This window comes from Methanofervidicoccus abyssi, from assembly GCF_004310395.1.
Taxonomy (GTDB): Archaea; AGJL01; Methanococci; order Methanococcales; family Methanococcaceae; genus Methanofervidicoccus; species Methanofervidicoccus abyssi.
Genome location: NZ_BFAX01000004.1, coordinates 151,214 through 167,788, shown reverse-complemented (window position 1 = coordinate 167,788; position 16,575 = coordinate 151,214). Strand labels below are relative to the sequence as shown.

Below are 16,575 nucleotides of genomic sequence, written 5' to 3'. Positions count from 1 at the left end.
CAGGTGATATCTTGCAGTTTGTCCATATCGCAGATAATCACCTTGGATATAGGCAGTACAACTTAGATGAAAGAGAAAAAGACATATACAGAGCATTTGGGGAGTGTATAGATAAGATAATAGAGATAAAGCCAGACTTTGTTGTGCACAGTGGAGATCTCTTTGAGAATTCGGAGCCTTCAGTTAACGCTCTCTATACAGCAATAGAAGGTTTCAAGAAATTGATAGAGAGTGGAATACCTATCTATATAATACATGGAAACCACGAAATACCTAGGAGGACTTTTAAGAAATCTCCCTTTACAGTACTCAAGAAAATCTTAGGTGATCATTTTAAGACGTTCTTTAAAAAGAAGTACCATATATTTAAAAAAGAAGGTAGGGAAGTGTTTATAGGAGGTAGTGATTATACTCCGAGAAATAGAGTAGATACTCTTCATGAGATCTACAAGATGATAGAAGTAGCCTCTAAAGACTACAGGGATAGAATACTTCTCTTCCACCAGGACCTGTACTCTTACTCAGCTTTTCCAACCTACGAGATACAGTTAGAAGATCTCCCCCGGGGATTTAAATATTACGCTGGAGGACATATACACCGGAGGATATTAAAATGTGTAGGAGAAGGAATCCTCGCCTACAGTGGTTCTACAGAGATATGTAGATACGACGAATATGAAGATTATGAAAAAAATAGAAAAGGGTTCTATTTAGTAGATATTAGTAGAAAAGACTTTGATATAAGGGACGTAGAAAGAATAGATATAAAATGCAGAGATTTTGTAGTGGATAAATGTATAATAGATGAGGAATCCTTTAAAAGATTCCTTGAAAATTTAGAATCTAAATATGAACCTGTGGTTATCTGCTCCGTTCTTAGAGATCTATCTGAGAGGTTGGAGAGAGCACTGGAAAGTAAGAAAATCCTCTATAAGAAGATAACGTACTTAGATGGAATTACTGAGGAAGAAATATTAAATATTGCTAATACAGATGTTGATGAAGTGTTTAAGGAGTTCTTGAAGAGTAGAAATTACGACGTAAATTTTGTATATGGGATTTACAATGAAGTGATAAAAGGAGGGAATCTGTATAGATATTTAGAGGATTACCTTAGAGGCTTTTAGGTGACAACTGACGTTAACTCCTATGTTCCCTCCCCCTTTAGAGATAAGTGGATACTCCATAAGATCTTCTGCAACTATAGCATCTATACCTTTCTCTTCCCTAAGTGTTTTAAACTCTCTTAGATAATTCTCTGTTTCATCATCATATCTTGCAGAAAGGTGGGTGAGTATAAGTTTCTCCACTTTTCCAATACATCCAATGTTTATAGCATCTTCTATCGTGGAGTGCATGGTTTCAATGGCATGGTCTTCTTTAGTACTGTCAAAGGTAGCTTCGTGAATCAGTATTCTACAATCCAAGGACCTTATAAATTCCCCAAAGCCCTTAACTGGTAAGGTATCTCCACTGTAGGCTATAGATATTCCTCTCTTTGGAGGAAGTAGAACGTCCTCAGGATATACCTTTTTACCATCCTTGGATATCACTGGGTAACCTTCTTTCAATCTTCTCAGATCTGGGCCCATCATTACTCCTAACTCCATTGCTCTCTTTATATCTAACTGTGGTTTTTTCTTCTCCTTAAATATGTAACCTAATGTAGGCACTGAGTGCTTCATAGGATAGGAATATATCTGATACTTCTCCCCATCTAAAACACACTGGGGACTATCAGTGGAAATTTCGTGTATATATATATCGAAGGTTGTATGGAAACCTAATTTCATCACACTCCTTATTACCTCCTCAGTTTCTGGAGGACCGTAGATATGGATAGGGATTTTCCTCTTGTTCAACCCCATGGATTGTAGAAGACCTGAAATACCTAGTATATGATCTCCATGGAGGTGTGAAATAAATATATGCTTTATCTTCATAGGAGAGATGTCTGTATGGACTATCTGCCTCTGGGTACCTTCTCCACAGTCAAAGAGGAGCACATCTCCGTTGTATTTAAGTGCTATTGAAGGCTGGTTTCTCTTCTTTGTAGGTATGGAAGAACCTGTTCCTAAGAATACTATTTTCATAATATCCTCCTTATTTATTATTTTTTAACATGTTCTCCGATATACTCCTCCAAGTTCATATTGTCTATATCACCTATCCATCTTCTAACCTGGTCATACCACTCTTCCATAGTTTTCAATAATTTACACTTCATCTCATTGAAGGAGATTGCCTCGTATCTGTAGAAATAACCCCCCTTTCTAAGATTCACCTGCTTCCTCTTCACAAGACCTGCCTTTATTAGATTCTGTACAGATCTCTGGATTGTACTTCTGTCTCTATTTAACAACTCTGCAATTTCGCTCACTTTGGAAGGTCCCTTTTTCAAGAGGGTAAAATATACAGCAACATCTAAAGGTTTTATATTAAATATACAACACATTATATTTTCCAAGGTTAAGGGTGAGATAGGTGATTTAAATAGGGGTTTATTCATTGAATCACCACAATAATATTTTTGTAATGTTATAGTATAAATACATTAAGTATTAACTTTTGTTCCTAAAATAGGAATAAAATATCTATTTTTTAAATAACATAGAAGTATTATATAACAGGTTAAAGTGTAATGTATATGGTAGCAACTTCTTTACCTTAGGTGGATTTATTCATCGTCTGGTTAAATTTTTTAATATGTTTTTATATTTTTATTATTAGTGGACTAATGTTAATAATAACAACTTTAATTAACAATAATTTTTTTAAGATTTAACTAGATTTTTGATATATATAAAAAATACTACGGTGATTTTTATGGATGGAGAAACTACTATGAAGTGTGGTTTAGAGATACACGTCCAAGTGGAAACTAGGTCTAAATTGTTCTGTAGATGTCCAACTAATTACAACGAGGTACCTCCAAATACTAACGTATGTCCTGTATGTATGGGACTCCCTGGAGCAAGACCTATGCCCCCCAATAAAAAGGCTATAGATATAGCCATCATGGTAGCAAAGATGTTGAACTGTGAGATAGTACTTGATAAAGATATCTACTTCCAGAGGAAACACTACGATTACCCAGATCTACCAAGTGGTTATCAGAGAACAACTGTCCCCATCGGTGTAAATGGAAGATTCTTAAATGTTGGGATAGCGGAGGTGCACCTGGAAGAGGATCCTGGGCAGTACAAACCTGATTTAGGTCTTGTAGATTTCAACAGAAGTGGTATCCCGCTGATTGAGATTGTCACAGAACCAGATATAAGATCTCCCGAAGAAGCTAGGGAGTTTCTAAAACAGTTGATGAGGTTGTTTAGATACATTGGACATCTCAGGGGAGAAGGTACCATGAGGGCAGATGTAAATATCTCCGTTAATTACAGAGGCATTCAGGGAAATAGGGTTGAGGTAAAGAACATCAACTCTATCAAAGGAGTTTACAAGGTTCTAAAGTATGAGTTTATAAGACAGAAGAATATTCTGAAGAGGGGAGGCGAGGTTAAGAGGGAGACTAGGGCATTTATGGAATCCCAGATGATCACACGGGCAATGAGAACAAAGGAAACTGCAGAGGACTACAGGTATATACCAGATCCTGACATCCAACCTATTGTAATAGATGAGAGATGGATTAAAGAAGTAGAATCCCAGATGCCAGAGACTCCTCTTGAGAAGGAGAAAAGGTTTATAAGGGAGTATGGGATAAAGGAAGAGGATGCTAAGGTTTTAGTCTCTGATTTAGCCCTTGCCGAAGTCTTTGAGAAGGTTGTTCGGGATCTAGGAGTGAATGAGAAACATGTAAACCTTGCAGTAACCTGGATAAGGAACGAGTTAAAAAGGGTTTTGGCGTATAACAAGATAGACTTCCTGGAGAGTAACCTAAAACCTGAACATTTAACGGAACTTATAAGACTGATCACTGATAACATTATAAGTCAGAAGATCGGTAAAAAGATTATCGAAATAATGGTAGAACATAGGGGAAAGAAGTCCCCAAGGGAAATTGTAGAGGAGATGGGACTAACTGTAATCACTGAAGACGATGTCCTTGTAAAGGCCTGTGAGGAAGCTATCAAAAACAATCCCAAAGCTGTTAAGGATTACTTAGATGGAAATAAAGTAGCCCTACACTTCCTGATGGGCCAGGTAATGAAGTTAACGAAGGGAAGGGCAGAACCTAAGAAGGTTGTTAAGATATTGAAGGAGAAGTTAGATACTATGGTGTAAAATTCTTTTATTTTTAAATAAATTTTTTATTATCCTAACTAAGTCTATCAATTCCAAAAGTTCGAGGTGATGTATCTCTCTCAATTGTTATCTACTTACTATAAATTTTGAATATTTTAAGATATTCCTATTAAAAATTTTATTTCCAATCATAAGATTTTAAGATATTTACTATATTTACTCAAAATGGTGAAATGTTGAAAGAGATGTACAATCCTACAGAGGTTGTGATTATACTGTGGTTTATATCCTTTATAACTATGATCGGAATAGGCCTAATAGCTCCACTGATGTCAAAGTATGCCCAACTACTTGGGGCATCAAATTTTGAAATTGGTATTATTTTTGGTTCATTCGCACTTGCAAGGACCCTTGCACAGATACCTGTAGGGTATTTCTCAGATAAATATGGTAAGAAGATATTTCTGTTAATAGGTACTTTTTTTTATGGTTTTTTCACTATACTCTATCCTTTTGCAAATTCTGTGATACATCTGATAGTGTTAAGAATACTTAACGGGATATCTTCTTCACTTATAAACCCTGTGGCTGGAGCCTATGTTGCCACAGTAGCACCTAAGGAAAAACTTGGTAAGTATATGGGACTATTCAACTCTGCACTACCTTTAGGCTTCTCCCTGGGACCTTTGGTAGGGGGTGTAATTGCAAAGTGGTATGGTATAGAAGCACCCTTCTACTTTTGTGGTGCTTTAAGTTTTTTATCCTTCTTAATATGTCTCTTTAAATTGAAGAATATAAAGATAAACAAGGATGGAAGTATTACATATGTCTCGAAACTTATAGTAAAATACGAGACACCTGTTAAAAGAAGGTTCTTTTTTATGAAGTTTTTAAAGGATAGATACTTTTTCTCTGCATATATTATAAACTTAATATATTATGTTGTAAATACAGGTATTATTGCCTACCTGGCAGTATATGCTAGTAATTATATAGGATTAGATGAAATTGGGGCCTTAATAGCCGCTACAAATTTAACTATGGGTGCCTTCCAAAAGAAATTTGGGGAGATATACGATAGAGATAGTAAATATGAAACTCTATTGGTGTGTGGAGGACTGCTCCTAAGTGCAGTTGGATTTTACTTACTTTCCATATTTCCCATGTGTTTAACAACTCTCCCTCCTATTCTTAAAATGTTTTCAGCTTTGGAATTGGTTGCCATAGGTGGAGCCATGTTCCTTCCCGCTGTAAATTCCCAGGCCATGAAGAGAGTAGGTGTGGAGGAAAAGGGAGCAGCCATGGGAGTATTTACCACAAGTTTAAATATTGGAATGTTCCTGGGTGCCGTAGTATTGGGATATCTTGCAGATGTCTTTGGACTATCTAATATGTACAAAATATCTTCTCTTATATTAATTGTTGTAAGTATATGTAACTATTTGTTGAATAGAAAAAAAGGGAAATTATGCAGGTTATAAAAGAGATGATTCCAGTTGTGGAAAGGTTAAAGAGAGAAGGATATATAAGAAATGAAAAAGTTATCCAGGCCCTTTTGAAAGTTCCAAGGGAAGAATTCCTACCAGAAGAGTTGAAGGAGTATGCTTATATAGATACACCTCTAAGTATAGGGTATGGCCAGACCATATCTGCAATACATATGGTAGGTATGATGTGTGAAGCCCTAGATCTAAAGGAAGGGCAGAAAGTTTTAGAGGTAGGTACAGGTTCAGGATATCATGCTGCCGTTGTGGCTGAAATTGTTGGAAAAGATGGTGTAGTAGTGACTATAGAGAGGATACCTGAATTGGCTGAAAGGGCTAAGAAAGTACTTAAGAGGTTGGGTTATGACAACGTTATAGTTGTATGTGGAGATGGTACCTTGGGATACCCACCTCTCGCTCCCTACGACAGGATATACATTACAGCTGCAGGTCCAAAGGTACCTAAACCATTAATAGATCAGTTGAAAGATGGTGGAAAGATAGTAGCTCCCGTAGGTAGGAAAATTCAGGAGTTGATACTCTTGGAAAAAAGAGAATGCAAAGTATTTGAGAAAAGGTTGTGTGAGGTTGCATTTGTCCCTCTTATTGGAGAAGAAGGATGGAGAGAGTAGTTAAAAATTATCATTATCCTATATACCAGGAAAATAAGTAGAATTTTTCTAAGAGTTTCTGTTATCTACTATTTTATTTATCAATCTTTTTAACTATTTTTATTTCTGATCATTTTAATTATCATTCTACATTACATTTAAATATAAATAGATAATTAAGTATCATGTCTTTTTATCCTAGATGGGGATTCCTATCTACAGATATATACAACTGTCCCTTAGGTTTATTATTTACATAGTCTCCTGCAAACATGTGGTAAACTCCTTCTATCTTAGTTCCCTCATCTTTCTTCTTTATCTTTATAACGGGATTTTCAACTATACCTTTGTATTTAAAGGAAGGTAGTATTTCAGAGACCTTACCATTTACAACAATAGCCCCTTTTATCATCTCTGCGCCTAACCTACCAGGGACATCCCCATCTATTACTATAAGCCCTCCCTTTGCATGGATGCCCGCAAAGTACCCTACATTTCCCTTGATATGTATTTTACCACCAGTCATGTATTCTCCTATCTCATGGCCGGCGTTTCCTTCTATCACTATAGTACCTCCAGACATTCCCCAGTATCCTCCTCTATAGGCAGAACCTACGTAATTCCCCGCATTTCCTTTTATTACTAACTCTCCTCCTTTCATTCCCCTACCAGCCCAGTTATCTGCATTTCCATTTACAACTATCCTACCTCCCTTCATCTCTGCGCCTACATGCATACCAACATCTCCCTCTATTACTATCTCCCCGGTGGTCATTCCTTCTCCAACCCTCTTTAACTTAATGGAGGAGTTCTTTATTGTCATCTTTGGTGTATCACTTTCTCTTATCTCAACATCGAATAACTCCCCTACCTTTACAGTTGTCCTTCCCTGTGGTATCTTTATATTTTTGATTTCCTCCACATCCATATTATCTATCTTTTCAGGAAGTAGTGCATCTAACTCCACTGGAACTGTTATATCTTCTTTAAGTGTAAGTATAATTTCCATTCTCTCACCTAATTTTTATTATTAAATAATAAAATTATTAAAATAATAAAAATTTTGAATTTTTAAAATAATTAAGTGATCTCAGAGCTGTCTATCTGGATAACCTTCCAACTGTTAGCTAAATGATCAGAAACTTTGTAGTTTTCTATCTGAACAGTGTAGTTTTTCTTAAATACTTCCTCTAAGTCCTTCATCATCTCCTTCTCTAAGGTTTCATCTATCTTCACATCTACATATATGGTATCTCCAAATATCTCCTTAACTATGTTTCCATCTTTAACAACTATCTCTCCTCTCTTGAATGTGTATTTAGTGTATCTAAATGCTCTCTCGATAATCTTTGGATCTTTCTCTTCAGGTGCTATTTCGTAAATGGCGATATCAGCTATAGCTCCAACTCCCAGGTGCCCTCTCTCTGGACTAAGTCCTAACACTTTTGCCTGATTTGCCCTAGTTATCTGAGCAATCTCGTACATGGTGTATTCCTTATCGTTGTCTCCAACTGATGATCTTGTCCTTGCCCATTTATGGACCTTTTCATTTAACCAGTAGTCCCTATACTTCTTACTCATCAACCAGGCTATTATCCTTGGGAACCTAGTAAATGGTCCCCCATTTGGATGATCTGTGGCAAGTATTACTTTACTAGGATCTGTATTGAGGAATATTTCTAAACCAATTGCCCACTGTACAGAATATACCGGTCCCTTTGGAGAGTAGTAAAATGGCACAACTCCAGAACCTGTCTCCAATTCAACGTCACAGTTTGCCCACTTGTTACCTGTTGACATGTGAAGATCGTACTCCATAGGCCCATCTGCAGTCATAGTTGTTGTCTCATCTAAAGTAATCTGTCCTACGTCTATCATCACATGATCTACCTTATTAACGTACTCTGCAATCTCAACTCCCTTACTTACGAAGTCCTTCCAGGATGTTCCACCGTAGGAGTGGAATTGGACATGGGTATTGTAGTACACGGTCTCTCTATTCCCATATTTTGGTTTAGGTTCCATATTCTTAACACAGCCCATGGTTTCTATTGTTGTTCTCCAGTTTCCAGGGTGTCCTAAGTCATTTGGATGGACATGGATGGAGTGAGGTAGTCCCAACATTTCATTTACTTTACACAGTCCTCTTACTATCTCCCTTCCAGTTATACCGAAATAAGGGGCAGGATCATCAAGACCATGGACGTTTTTTCCCCATCCCCAGGCTTCAGTTCCAGCTGGGTTTACTATCTTTATGGCAAACCCCTTTACATTCCTCAAAACCCAAGCTACGTAGGCAGCACATAGTTCATATTCTTTCTCCTTAAGATACTTCATAACTATCCAGTTATTACCAAATAGTGTTAACGCTCCTTTGTCTATCTGGGGAGTATCTACAAATTCATCATGGACATGTTTTGCCTTCAGTGGAGGCATTGCAGCTTCTATTACAGTAGTATATCCCATCTCACAGTATTGGTAACCTGTTTTATAGGTTGAAGGGATGGAAAACCCAGTACCTGGTTTCAACCCTTTTTTGTAATAAATATCTCTATAACTGTCCTCTGGCCTCATCAATCTTCCAGTATTTACCTTAGGTCCTGCAATGTGAGTATGGGAGTCTATACCTCCAGGCATTACTACACATCCACTGGCGTCTATTTCTTTAGCATCCTTAGATACAGATTCTACAATTACGCCGTCCTTTATACAGATGTCCATCTTTTCTCCGTCTATCCTATTTAAGGGATCAAATACAATCCCATTCTTTATGATGTATTCCATCTAGATCACCTCAAAGTTAATCCCTTTCTATGTACTTCTTTCTCATCAGTTCACTCATAGAGAGAACCTTCTCCCCCTCAGCCTTTACTATCTCAACAGGTACATCCTTAAAAGATGGCATTCCAGTACTGTCAGTTTTAGGTGAGCTTACACTATTTGCCCAAGGACCCATAGGTATAAAGACCATACCTTCAGGCATATGCTCACTTGCTTCCTTTGCGTAGACTACAACGTCTCCATACTCTGATATTACCTTTACAGTATCTCCATCTTTTAGGCCTAACTTTTCCATATCCTCTTTATTTATATAGCAAACTGCTGCTGCCTTTCTGTACATCTCGAGGTTTTTCCCTGCTTCTATGGCCTCCCCCTGCCAGATAGTTCTTCCCGTATTCAATATAAACTTCATCGTATCACCTTTACTCTACTATAAGTTTTATAGCATCTACAGGACAGGCTTCCACACATGCTCCACATCCTTTACATAGATCGCCGTTGATAATGGTAACAACTCCATTTATAATCCTCATTACAACTTTACTGTCGTCTTCTGGACCTTTTCCTCCAAATACGTTGGGATCTCTGGCATTTACAGGACATGCTATAACACAGTTTCCACATCCGTGGCATTTCTCCGGATACACCTCTAACTTATACATAAGATCACCTATGACTTTTTAATTTAACAACTTATCAAATGCCTTCTTCCATGCAAGTATCTTGGTATCTGTCATATTTCCCTTTGTTCTCTTAACTTCCAATGCACCTGCAGGACATGCCTTGGTACAAGCACCACAGAGGATACATACATCCTGATTTACAACCAACTTCGGAACCTTCTCCCCCTGTTCCTTTGGTTCTGGGAATGCCAATGCATTACATGGACATATAGCGACACATGCTCCACAACCACTACAAAGTTCCTCTTTTATAATCAACTTCCCTTCAAATGGCTTCTCCACCTTTATAGCATCTACTGGACATACCTTTTCACACCAACTACAGGCAACACAGAAGTCTTTATCTACAACAACTTTTCCTTTTATCTCTTTATGTATCTCAGGTGTCTTTATCCTCTTTACAAGGGGACACTTATAACATATCACTTCTATAGCTCCATGGGGACAGGCTTTTTCACACACCTTACAGTATACACAGACTTCTGTATCTATTACTATATCCTTATAGGGGTTCAAAGTTAGTGGGGTTTCCTCGTTAGGTATCAATTTTATAGCATCTGCTGGACAATAATCTGCACATATTCCACAGAATACACAGAGATCTTTGTTGATGGATATCTCCCCTAAAACCAGGGTTTTTCTCTCAGGAACTTCTCTTTCAACATGGATGGTAGCTTGGGGACATACCACTTCACACTGCTTACATAGGACACATACATCCTGATTTATAGTGATATCCCTTTTAATCTTTGGAAACTGTGGAAGTTTCTTTATGGAAGTACCGTTTATCTCCAAGTCCATAGCGTTAAAAGGACATACAGCTGCACACATGCCACAGAGTACACACTTTGAACTATCCACATCTAACTTTGGAGCATCCACTACACCTTTAAAGATAGCACCTAAGGGACCCATCTCTATAGCCCCAACTGGACAGATATCTTCACAGATACCACAGCCAACACAGTAGTCATCACTCCAGTAGAGCACTCTCTTTTCAACAGATCCTTCCCTTATTATCTTAAAATCTTTGCCTAATTTTTCCTTTTTTACTTCAATAAACTTTTTCTTTACCAATGTCATTTTATTCCCCCAATTTGTTGTTATTTAGAAATACTAATTTCAAGGCATCTGTTGGACATAGAGATATACATCTCCCACATACTCTACATCTGTTGCTATTAACAACAACTGTACCACTACTGTCCCTCTCTATAGCTTTGTAGGGACATTCTAAACATTCTCCACAGAAGATACACTTATCCTTTTCTACCTCTACCCTGGTGTTGTATAACACCTTGATTATCCTCGATGTGATTTCTTTATCATTACTGAGGGAGTTTATAATCATTACTGCATACTGAGGAGGTAATTTTAAGATCTCTTCAGACACTTTCAAGACCCTTTTTGATGGATGCCTTCCCTGTAGATAGTGGGAGATCTCAGCTCTATTTGTATTTAGATATTCTGCTATTTCCTTCTGTAATTTCCCCTCCCTTCTAAGTTTCATTGCCACTATGGCCTTGATTCCTGATAGGATATGCTCTGGCATGGATGTCACTAACATCGATCCAGTGTTAGTATAACTAACATTCTTTATTAATATTTTATATATTTTTTTAACTATAGTTGATAGTAAATTTTATATATTTGAGTTAGCTATATTAACATCCTATATATCTATGTATTTAAATATATAGATATAAGTGTACACTACTAATAATGTTCTTAATTTAATCCCCTACAACCTTCATGATTATTCATTATAAATCCTTTAGATAACCACTTATCTTACCCAAAAAAAAGACCCCTTTATTGTATTAACATCTAACTCTTCTACCCTAATTTAATGCACTATATTAAACAACGCTGATATTACGATCAATATACTAAATATATAGGCCAGTATTTTTATTTTATTGTCCATTCTGTAGGGCCTTTTTAGATCCTTTGAGAATTCATCAATTTCTTTAATTTTTTCATCATCTTTAAAGGTTACAATATCTAATTTTACATTCATAATATCACCCTCTTCACCTTTTTTACCATATGATTTTAATCTTTAACTATAAAGTGGAAAAAACTGATATATATGCCTTTTTGCTCATTAAAAATAATGATAAATCTTTTTTGTAATTAAAAATAATGATAAAATTGTTATCAATAAAAATAATAGGAGGATAATCTACTTCCTATTAAAGTAATAATTAAAAATATAGTAAAAAAGTAAAAAAATATATTATAAAAATCTCAACGACTATAAACAATATCTTTACCTCGTAATGTTTTCTGAACATTAAGATAAAAAATTATTTTTATTACACTTTTTATTATTATAATATATTTTATTGTTTTTTGATGGGAATTAGAATATAGTAGATAAGATCATACTCTATTTCTCCAGTGCTTAAACATTAAAAAAATTTAGGATAGAATATGTGAGAATAAGTGGTTCCCTTTTATTATTCAGATTTGTTTATTGACCTTCACATCCAGCACTATAACGTACTCCCTTGGTGCGTAGGATTTCACTACCCTTCTCCCCAGTATCTCGTAATCACATTTAGACTCAAATACCTTCTCTGCATCTTTAAAATCTTTACCTATTGTATAGTAGTGAATAACACCCCCATCCTCCACAATATCCAACGCCTTATCTACAAATTTGTAGGAATACTTCGGGAGATTCATGATTACTCTGTTTCCAGACACCTCTACATTCCTTACATCGTCCAGTATAGGCACAATCTTATCTTTAACCTTGTTTAACTCTATATTTCTCTTAAGTAATTCTATGGCATAGGGATTTATATCTATAGCATACACTTTCTTAGCTTTCCTACAGGCTATGGAAAAGGGCCCAACACCACAGAACATATCCACTACAATATCTTTGGAAGATACCATTTCCCTTATTCTCTTTCTCTCCCAACTTAAACGAGGGGAGAAATACACCTTTTCCACATCTACCCACAATCTATAACCATTCTCCTTGTAGAGTGTAAGGGTGTTATACACTCCAGCTAACAACTCCAACTTACGGATTCTGTAGTCCCCTTCAATACCTCCCTTTTTCCTGAAGACAGTTTTAACAGAAGGTATAAGTTTTAAAGCATTTTTTCCAATCTCCTTTCTAGTCTCTATATCTATCTTTTCAGAAATCTGAAGTATAACTATACTCCCTATCACATCGTATGAGAGTGATACCAATCCTTCTTCTATCTCTTCTTTGAAGTTTTTAAGAAGATAATCTCTAAAACTCATTTTCTTTTTACCACATCTTCTCCTTTGAAACTCCTCCTCCAACTCTAAAAACTCTATATTACTAAACAAGGATCTTAACTCCCCTTCCAATATAGGTTCTAACCTTCTAATAAGAGGTATGTATAAAAAATCCCCCTTTTTCTTTATCTTGTACTCTCTATTCAGTAGCCCTCTATCTAAGAGATATTTTCTTACCCTTTCCCCTTCCTTCCTATATACCTTACAGCAGTACATAAGATCCCATATTTTTGATTATATGATCATAATAACAGTATTAATTAATAATTAATAATAGAGCTATTAATATATATAATAAATAATTACTCTAAAACAAGGGTGAAATAATGAGCTGGTTCTGGCTAATAATAGGACTAATTGTTCTATATATAATTATAAAATCTGTAGTTATAATAAACCAGTATGAATCCGGATTAGTATTTAGACTAGGAAAAGTATCTAGATTACTACATCCTGGAGTAAATATAATAATACCTTTTATAGAGTACCCTGCAAAGGTAGATATGAGAACCAAGGTTATAGATATACCACCTCAGGAGATGATTACAAAGGATAATGCAACAGTTTCAGTAGATGCAATTGTCTACTACAGGGTTATAGATGTAAAGAGAGCACTTTTAGAAGTTCAAGATTATGAATACGCCATAATAAATCTAGCCCAGACAACACTTAGGGCTATCATAGGTAGTTTGGAATTAGATGAAGTACTTAATAGGAGAGAATTTATAAATTCGAAATTGTTGGAGACTTTAGATAGAGATACAGATGCCTGGGGTGTCAGGGTTGAGAAGGTAGAACTTAGGGAGATAGACCCTCCAGAAGATATAAAAAATGCTATGACTCAGCAGATGAAGGCTGAGAGGTTAAAGAGGGCAGCAATCCTCGAGGCAGAAGGAGAGAAACAGAGTAAGATATTAAAGGCAGAAGGGGTTGCCGAGAGTCTAAGGATAGAAGCCGAAGGACAGGCAAAGGCTATAAAAATAGTTGCAGAGGCTGCACAGCAGTACTTTAAAAATGAGGCTCAACTCTACAAGGCTCTCGAAGTAGCCAGTATAGTTCTAAAAGATAATAGTAAGTTTGTCATATCTGAAAATGTGTTGGATCTTGTCAAGAATCTACTGAAGAGTAAGGAGAAGAGTAAATAGAGTTAGATCCTGGTAAAAGATAAAAAGTTATGAATTATAAAATAATAATAAAAATAAAATAATAGTATAAACTATAAGTATATAAGTATATAGATAAATACAGGTCAAAACAAAAAATAAATCCCTATCCTAAACGTATAACGAGATCTCTGATAATCCTTCTTTTTAAGAGTTTTTTATCTCTTTTTTATTTACTAATCTTTTGCTGTTTTTTACTTTTATTATTATATATTATTATAATAACAAAGATAACAAAAAACTCTAAAGGAAAAAACTATCAATAAAAATAAAACCTTACGGGAACAATTACAAAAATGGATGGACATGATAAAAATAGTTTATATCACTGAAAAGGGAAAAAACATAGCTAGAAAAATAGAAGATATCCTAAAATACTACAGATATTCCTCCTCTACCTGTCACTTAAAGGATCTCCAGATAGAGGGGGTAGAAAAGGGATTTATCTTTATAATGGCAGTGGGTATTGTGATAAGAAAGTGTATAGATAAGATAAAGAATGACAAAACAAGAGATCCTTTTGTAATAGTTGTAGATGAAAATGGGGAGTATATCATCCCACTACTATCCAACCATCTCGGTGGAGGTAACTACTTTTCCAGGTTATTAGAAGGGGAGTTAGGAGGAAAGGCTGTGCTAACTACGGCAACTGATACAAACAACAAAGTTGGTATAGATGAGCTCTCCAGAATGTACTTCTTGGAAACTCCTAAAAAGAAAGATATACTTAGGATAAACAGAAAAGTGTTAGAGGAGAAGGTAGACCTCTATCTACCAAGAAATTGGAAAGTGATTGATAGAAGGATAGAGAACACCTACAACGTACACTATCACAACAGGGATTACATAGTAGTGGATGATATAATACTACCTAAAAAGTACGTTGTAGTAGGTTTAGGATGTAGAAAGGGGATTGAAACCTGGAAGGTATATTGGACTGTTAAAAAGGCACTCTATATAAGAAATATACCTCCCTGGAGAGTGGATGGATTCGCAACTATAGATATAAAAGAAAGGGAAAATGGAATTTTGGAAAGTGTAAGGAAGTTTAAGGGAAAACTTTATACCTTCACAAAGAAGGAGATAATGAAAATATATAAGATAAGGAATGATCTAGAAAAATCTCCTTTTGTATTTAAAAGTTTAGGGGTCTACGGAGTATCTGAACCAGTCTCTATTTTGGGAGTATCTAAATTAAGAGGAGAAAATATCGATCCTCGAGATGTGGTTCTTATACTTAAAAAGTTTAAAAATAATGGAGTTACAGTTTCTATAGGTGCAGGTTAATGTTGATATAGCACTTCTAAAATATTTTTTAACCCCTCTTTGCTATCTACTACCTGGGCCCTAACCTCCCTTAATATCCTCTGGATGGTAAATTTTTTATTTCTCTCATACCTATGGGCGATCCTTAGGAGGGGACAGGTGTATCTCTGTTTTATTTCTATACCTATACTCTCTAATATCTCTCTACATTGGTTCTTCGTTAGGGAAAGGAAGGATGGCATGTTTATTCTTATTATATCATCATCCTCTTTTACGATAGATAGATAACCAGTTGATAACATATCTCCATATACTACATACCTAATGTCTTCCACTCTGGCGTAGTTTAAAATACACTTTTCTATCCTTTTGTGACACCTACCACAAGGATGATACCTTCCCTCCAATGCACCTAACTTTATATCCTCAAGATCTACCTCTATAAATCTATGAGTTATTCCCAACTTCTCTACCAAATATGATATTTTGTCCTTATCTTTTTTCTCCATTATGATCGGTGAATAGATAGTAACACCTACTACATGAAAGACCTTCTTCGAGATTAAAGCAGATGCAGTACTATCTACCCCTCCACTGAACGCCACGACAGTTCTCTCTTTTTCACCGTTATCCTCTTCAAGTATATACTTTAGAAATTTTTTAAAATCCCTACTAAGTGATAGGAGTAATTTTAACTTATTGTAAATTTGAGGCTCCAACACTCCACTACTGTAGAAGTTCTCTAAGTTTTTCATTGAAATTTTTAATCTGATATCCCTTACCTCTGGATACATATATATCATCATTAGTAATATTGAGATAAAATAAAAAATTTCGAATAGTTTCCCGATCAGAGTGGGAATTTAAAAATAATAAAATTTAATAAAATAATAAATCCCCGACTTCTATGAAGTAGTAATTATAAAGAATAAGTATAATAATATTAAGTTTATAATGATAAACAAGCTATGAAAAAATTAACATAAAATAATAAACATTAAAGATCTCTGCTGTAACGTCAAACAGTTATTAAAAATATTCAGAGAAGATTACCTCTCCTCAATTCTCAGGAGTAAATATATACTCTATTTATCCTTATAAA

The 16,575-nt window shown here is 35.5% G+C and carries 17 protein-coding genes; 6 read left to right on the top strand and 11 right to left on the bottom strand.

Annotated features, from left to right (window positions below):
* Window positions 1-11: 11 nt before the first annotated feature.
* The gene (locus tag MHHB_RS05160) at window positions 12-1,127 is read left to right on the top strand and encodes a metallophosphoesterase family protein (protein ID WP_131007603.1); all 1,116 of its coding nucleotides are present in this window, start codon (window positions 12-14) and stop codon (window positions 1,125-1,127) included.
* Here the strand turns inward: MHHB_RS05160 and rnz are convergent.
* Window positions 1,101-2,093 carry a ribonuclease Z gene (gene rnz / locus MHHB_RS05155; RefSeq protein WP_131007602.1) on the bottom strand — a complete coding sequence of 331 codons (993 nt, stop codon included), beginning with the start codon at window positions 2,091-2,093 and terminating at the stop codon, window positions 1,101-1,103. The two genes, MHHB_RS05160 and rnz, sit on opposite strands and share 27 nt — an antisense overlap.
* Before the next feature lie 17 nt (window positions 2,094-2,110).
* Complete coding sequence (locus tag MHHB_RS05150; protein ID WP_131007601.1) at window positions 2,111-2,509, bottom strand: helix-turn-helix domain-containing protein; 399 nt, start codon at window positions 2,507-2,509, stop codon at window positions 2,111-2,113.
* 317 nt (window positions 2,510-2,826) lie between these two features.
* Between MHHB_RS05150 and gatB the strand changes: the two genes are divergently transcribed.
* The 3 genes from gatB (at window position 2,827) to MHHB_RS05135 (ending at window position 6,319) form a co-directional block, all read left to right on the top strand.
* Window positions 2,827-4,242: an Asp-tRNA(Asn)/Glu-tRNA(Gln) amidotransferase subunit GatB gene (gatB, locus tag MHHB_RS05145; RefSeq protein WP_131007600.1), complete on the top strand. Its 1,416-nt coding sequence runs from the start codon at window positions 2,827-2,829 to the stop codon at window positions 4,240-4,242.
* A 206-nt stretch (window positions 4,243-4,448) separates the two neighbouring features.
* Window positions 4,449-5,684 (top strand): MFS transporter, encoded by a 1,236-nt coding sequence (locus MHHB_RS05140; protein ID WP_131007759.1) that lies wholly within the window; start codon window positions 4,449-4,451, stop codon window positions 5,682-5,684.
* Window positions 5,672-6,319 (top strand): protein-L-isoaspartate O-methyltransferase, encoded by a 648-nt coding sequence (locus MHHB_RS05135; protein ID WP_192893827.1) that lies wholly within the window; start codon window positions 5,672-5,674, stop codon window positions 6,317-6,319. The genes MHHB_RS05140 and MHHB_RS05135 overlap by 13 nt, the downstream gene beginning before the upstream one ends.
* A 172-nt stretch (window positions 6,320-6,491) precedes the next feature.
* Here the strand turns inward: MHHB_RS05135 and fwdC are convergent, their stop codons facing one another.
* The 8 genes from fwdC to trm5b form a co-directional block, all read right to left on the bottom strand.
* The gene (gene fwdC / locus MHHB_RS05130) at window positions 6,492-7,307 is read right to left on the bottom strand and encodes a tungsten-dependent formylmethanofuran dehydrogenase subunit FwdC (protein ID WP_131007599.1); all 816 of its coding nucleotides are present in this window, start codon (window positions 7,305-7,307) and stop codon (window positions 6,492-6,494) included.
* Window positions 7,308-7,378: 71 nt separating this feature from the next.
* Window positions 7,379-9,082, bottom strand: a complete 1,704-nt coding sequence (gene fwdA, locus MHHB_RS05125; RefSeq protein ID WP_131007598.1) for a tungsten-dependent formylmethanofuran dehydrogenase subunit FwdA — start codon at window positions 9,080-9,082, stop codon at window positions 7,379-7,381.
* Between the two features lie 16 nt (window positions 9,083-9,098).
* Window positions 9,099-9,491, bottom strand: coding sequence for a tungsten-dependent formylmethanofuran dehydrogenase subunit FwdD (gene fwdD / locus MHHB_RS05120; protein ID WP_131007597.1), 393 nt, complete (start codon window positions 9,489-9,491; stop codon window positions 9,099-9,101).
* Window positions 9,492-9,501: 10 nt separating this feature from the next.
* Window positions 9,502-9,741, bottom strand: coding sequence for a 4Fe-4S binding protein (locus MHHB_RS05115; protein WP_131007596.1), 240 nt, complete (start codon window positions 9,739-9,741; stop codon window positions 9,502-9,504).
* A gap of 18 nt (window positions 9,742-9,759) precedes the next feature.
* Complete coding sequence (fwdF, locus tag MHHB_RS05110) at window positions 9,760-10,845, bottom strand: tungsten-dependent formylmethanofuran dehydrogenase subunit FwdF (protein WP_131007595.1); 1,086 nt, start codon at window positions 10,843-10,845, stop codon at window positions 9,760-9,762.
* A gap of 1 nt (window position 10,846) precedes the next feature.
* Window positions 10,847-11,314 (bottom strand): 4Fe-4S binding protein, encoded by a 468-nt coding sequence (locus tag MHHB_RS05105; RefSeq protein ID WP_131007594.1) that lies wholly within the window; start codon window positions 11,312-11,314, stop codon window positions 10,847-10,849.
* 294 nt (window positions 11,315-11,608) lie between these two features.
* Window positions 11,609-11,782 carry a hypothetical protein gene (locus tag MHHB_RS06495; RefSeq protein WP_192893826.1) on the bottom strand — a complete coding sequence of 58 codons (174 nt, stop codon included), beginning with the start codon at window positions 11,780-11,782 and terminating at the stop codon, window positions 11,609-11,611.
* A gap of 446 nt (window positions 11,783-12,228) precedes the next feature.
* Entirely contained in the window at window positions 12,229-13,260 is a 1,032-nt protein-coding gene (trm5b, locus tag MHHB_RS05100; RefSeq protein WP_131007593.1) for a tRNA (guanine(37)-N1)-methyltransferase Trm5b, read from the bottom strand.
* Between the two features lie 110 nt (window positions 13,261-13,370).
* Between trm5b and MHHB_RS05095 the strand changes: the two genes are divergently transcribed.
* Together MHHB_RS05095 and MHHB_RS05090 are read left to right on the top strand one after the other, a co-directional pair.
* On the top strand, window positions 13,371-14,189 hold the full coding sequence (locus MHHB_RS05095; RefSeq protein ID WP_131007592.1) for an SPFH domain-containing protein: 819 nt from the start codon (window positions 13,371-13,373) through the stop codon (window positions 14,187-14,189).
* A 324-nt stretch (window positions 14,190-14,513) separates the two neighbouring features.
* Entirely contained in the window at window positions 14,514-15,494 is a 981-nt protein-coding gene (locus MHHB_RS05090) for a cobalt-precorrin 5A hydrolase (protein ID WP_131007591.1), read from the top strand.
* On the opposite strand, the gene MHHB_RS05085 is transcribed toward MHHB_RS05090, so the two are convergent.
* Entirely contained in the window at window positions 15,491-16,267 is a 777-nt protein-coding gene (locus MHHB_RS05085; RefSeq protein WP_131007590.1) for an ExsB family transcriptional regulator, read from the bottom strand. The two genes, MHHB_RS05090 and MHHB_RS05085, sit on opposite strands and share 4 nt — an antisense overlap.
* Between the last annotated feature and the right edge of the window lie 308 nt (window positions 16,268-16,575).

What these genes read in the sequence shown, in the direction of transcription:
- rnz (WP_131007602.1), bottom strand. Translation starts at nt 2,093, where the DNA reads ATGAAAATAGTATTCTTAGGAACAGGTTCTTCCATACCTACAAAGAAG.
- MHHB_RS05150 (WP_131007601.1), bottom strand. Translation starts at nt 2,509, where the DNA reads ATGAATAAACCCCTATTTAAATCACCTATCTCACCCTTAACCTTGGAA.
- gatB (WP_131007600.1), top strand. Translation starts at nt 2,827, where the DNA reads ATGGATGGAGAAACTACTATGAAGTGTGGTTTAGAGATACACGTCCAA.
- MHHB_RS05140 (WP_131007759.1), top strand. Translation starts at nt 4,449, where the DNA reads ATGTACAATCCTACAGAGGTTGTGATTATACTGTGGTTTATATCCTTT.
- MHHB_RS05135 (WP_192893827.1), top strand. Translation starts at nt 5,672, where the DNA reads ATGCAGGTTATAAAAGAGATGATTCCAGTTGTGGAAAGGTTAAAGAGA.
- fwdC (WP_131007599.1), bottom strand. Translation starts at nt 7,307, where the DNA reads ATGGAAATTATACTTACACTTAAAGAAGATATAACAGTTCCAGTGGAG.
- fwdA (WP_131007598.1), bottom strand. Translation starts at nt 9,082, where the DNA reads ATGGAATACATCATAAAGAATGGGATTGTATTTGATCCCTTAAATAGG.
- fwdD (WP_131007597.1), bottom strand. Translation starts at nt 9,491, where the DNA reads ATGAAGTTTATATTGAATACGGGAAGAACTATCTGGCAGGGGGAGGCC.
- MHHB_RS05115 (WP_131007596.1), bottom strand. Translation starts at nt 9,741, where the DNA reads ATGTATAAGTTAGAGGTGTATCCGGAGAAATGCCACGGATGTGGAAAC.
- fwdF (WP_131007595.1), bottom strand. Translation starts at nt 10,845, where the DNA reads ATGACATTGGTAAAGAAAAAGTTTATTGAAGTAAAAAAGGAAAAATTA.
- MHHB_RS05105 (WP_131007594.1), bottom strand. Translation starts at nt 11,314, where the DNA reads ATGCCAGAGCATATCCTATCAGGAATCAAGGCCATAGTGGCAATGAAA.
- MHHB_RS06495 (WP_192893826.1), bottom strand. Translation starts at nt 11,782, where the DNA reads ATGAATGTAAAATTAGATATTGTAACCTTTAAAGATGATGAAAAAATT.
- trm5b (WP_131007593.1), bottom strand. Translation starts at nt 13,260, where the DNA reads ATGTACTGCTGTAAGGTATATAGGAAGGAAGGGGAAAGGGTAAGAAAA.
- MHHB_RS05095 (WP_131007592.1), top strand. Translation starts at nt 13,371, where the DNA reads ATGAGCTGGTTCTGGCTAATAATAGGACTAATTGTTCTATATATAATT.
- MHHB_RS05090 (WP_131007591.1), top strand. Translation starts at nt 14,514, where the DNA reads ATGATAAAAATAGTTTATATCACTGAAAAGGGAAAAAACATAGCTAGA.
- MHHB_RS05085 (WP_131007590.1), bottom strand. Translation starts at nt 16,267, where the DNA reads ATGTATCCAGAGGTAAGGGATATCAGATTAAAAATTTCAATGAAAAAC.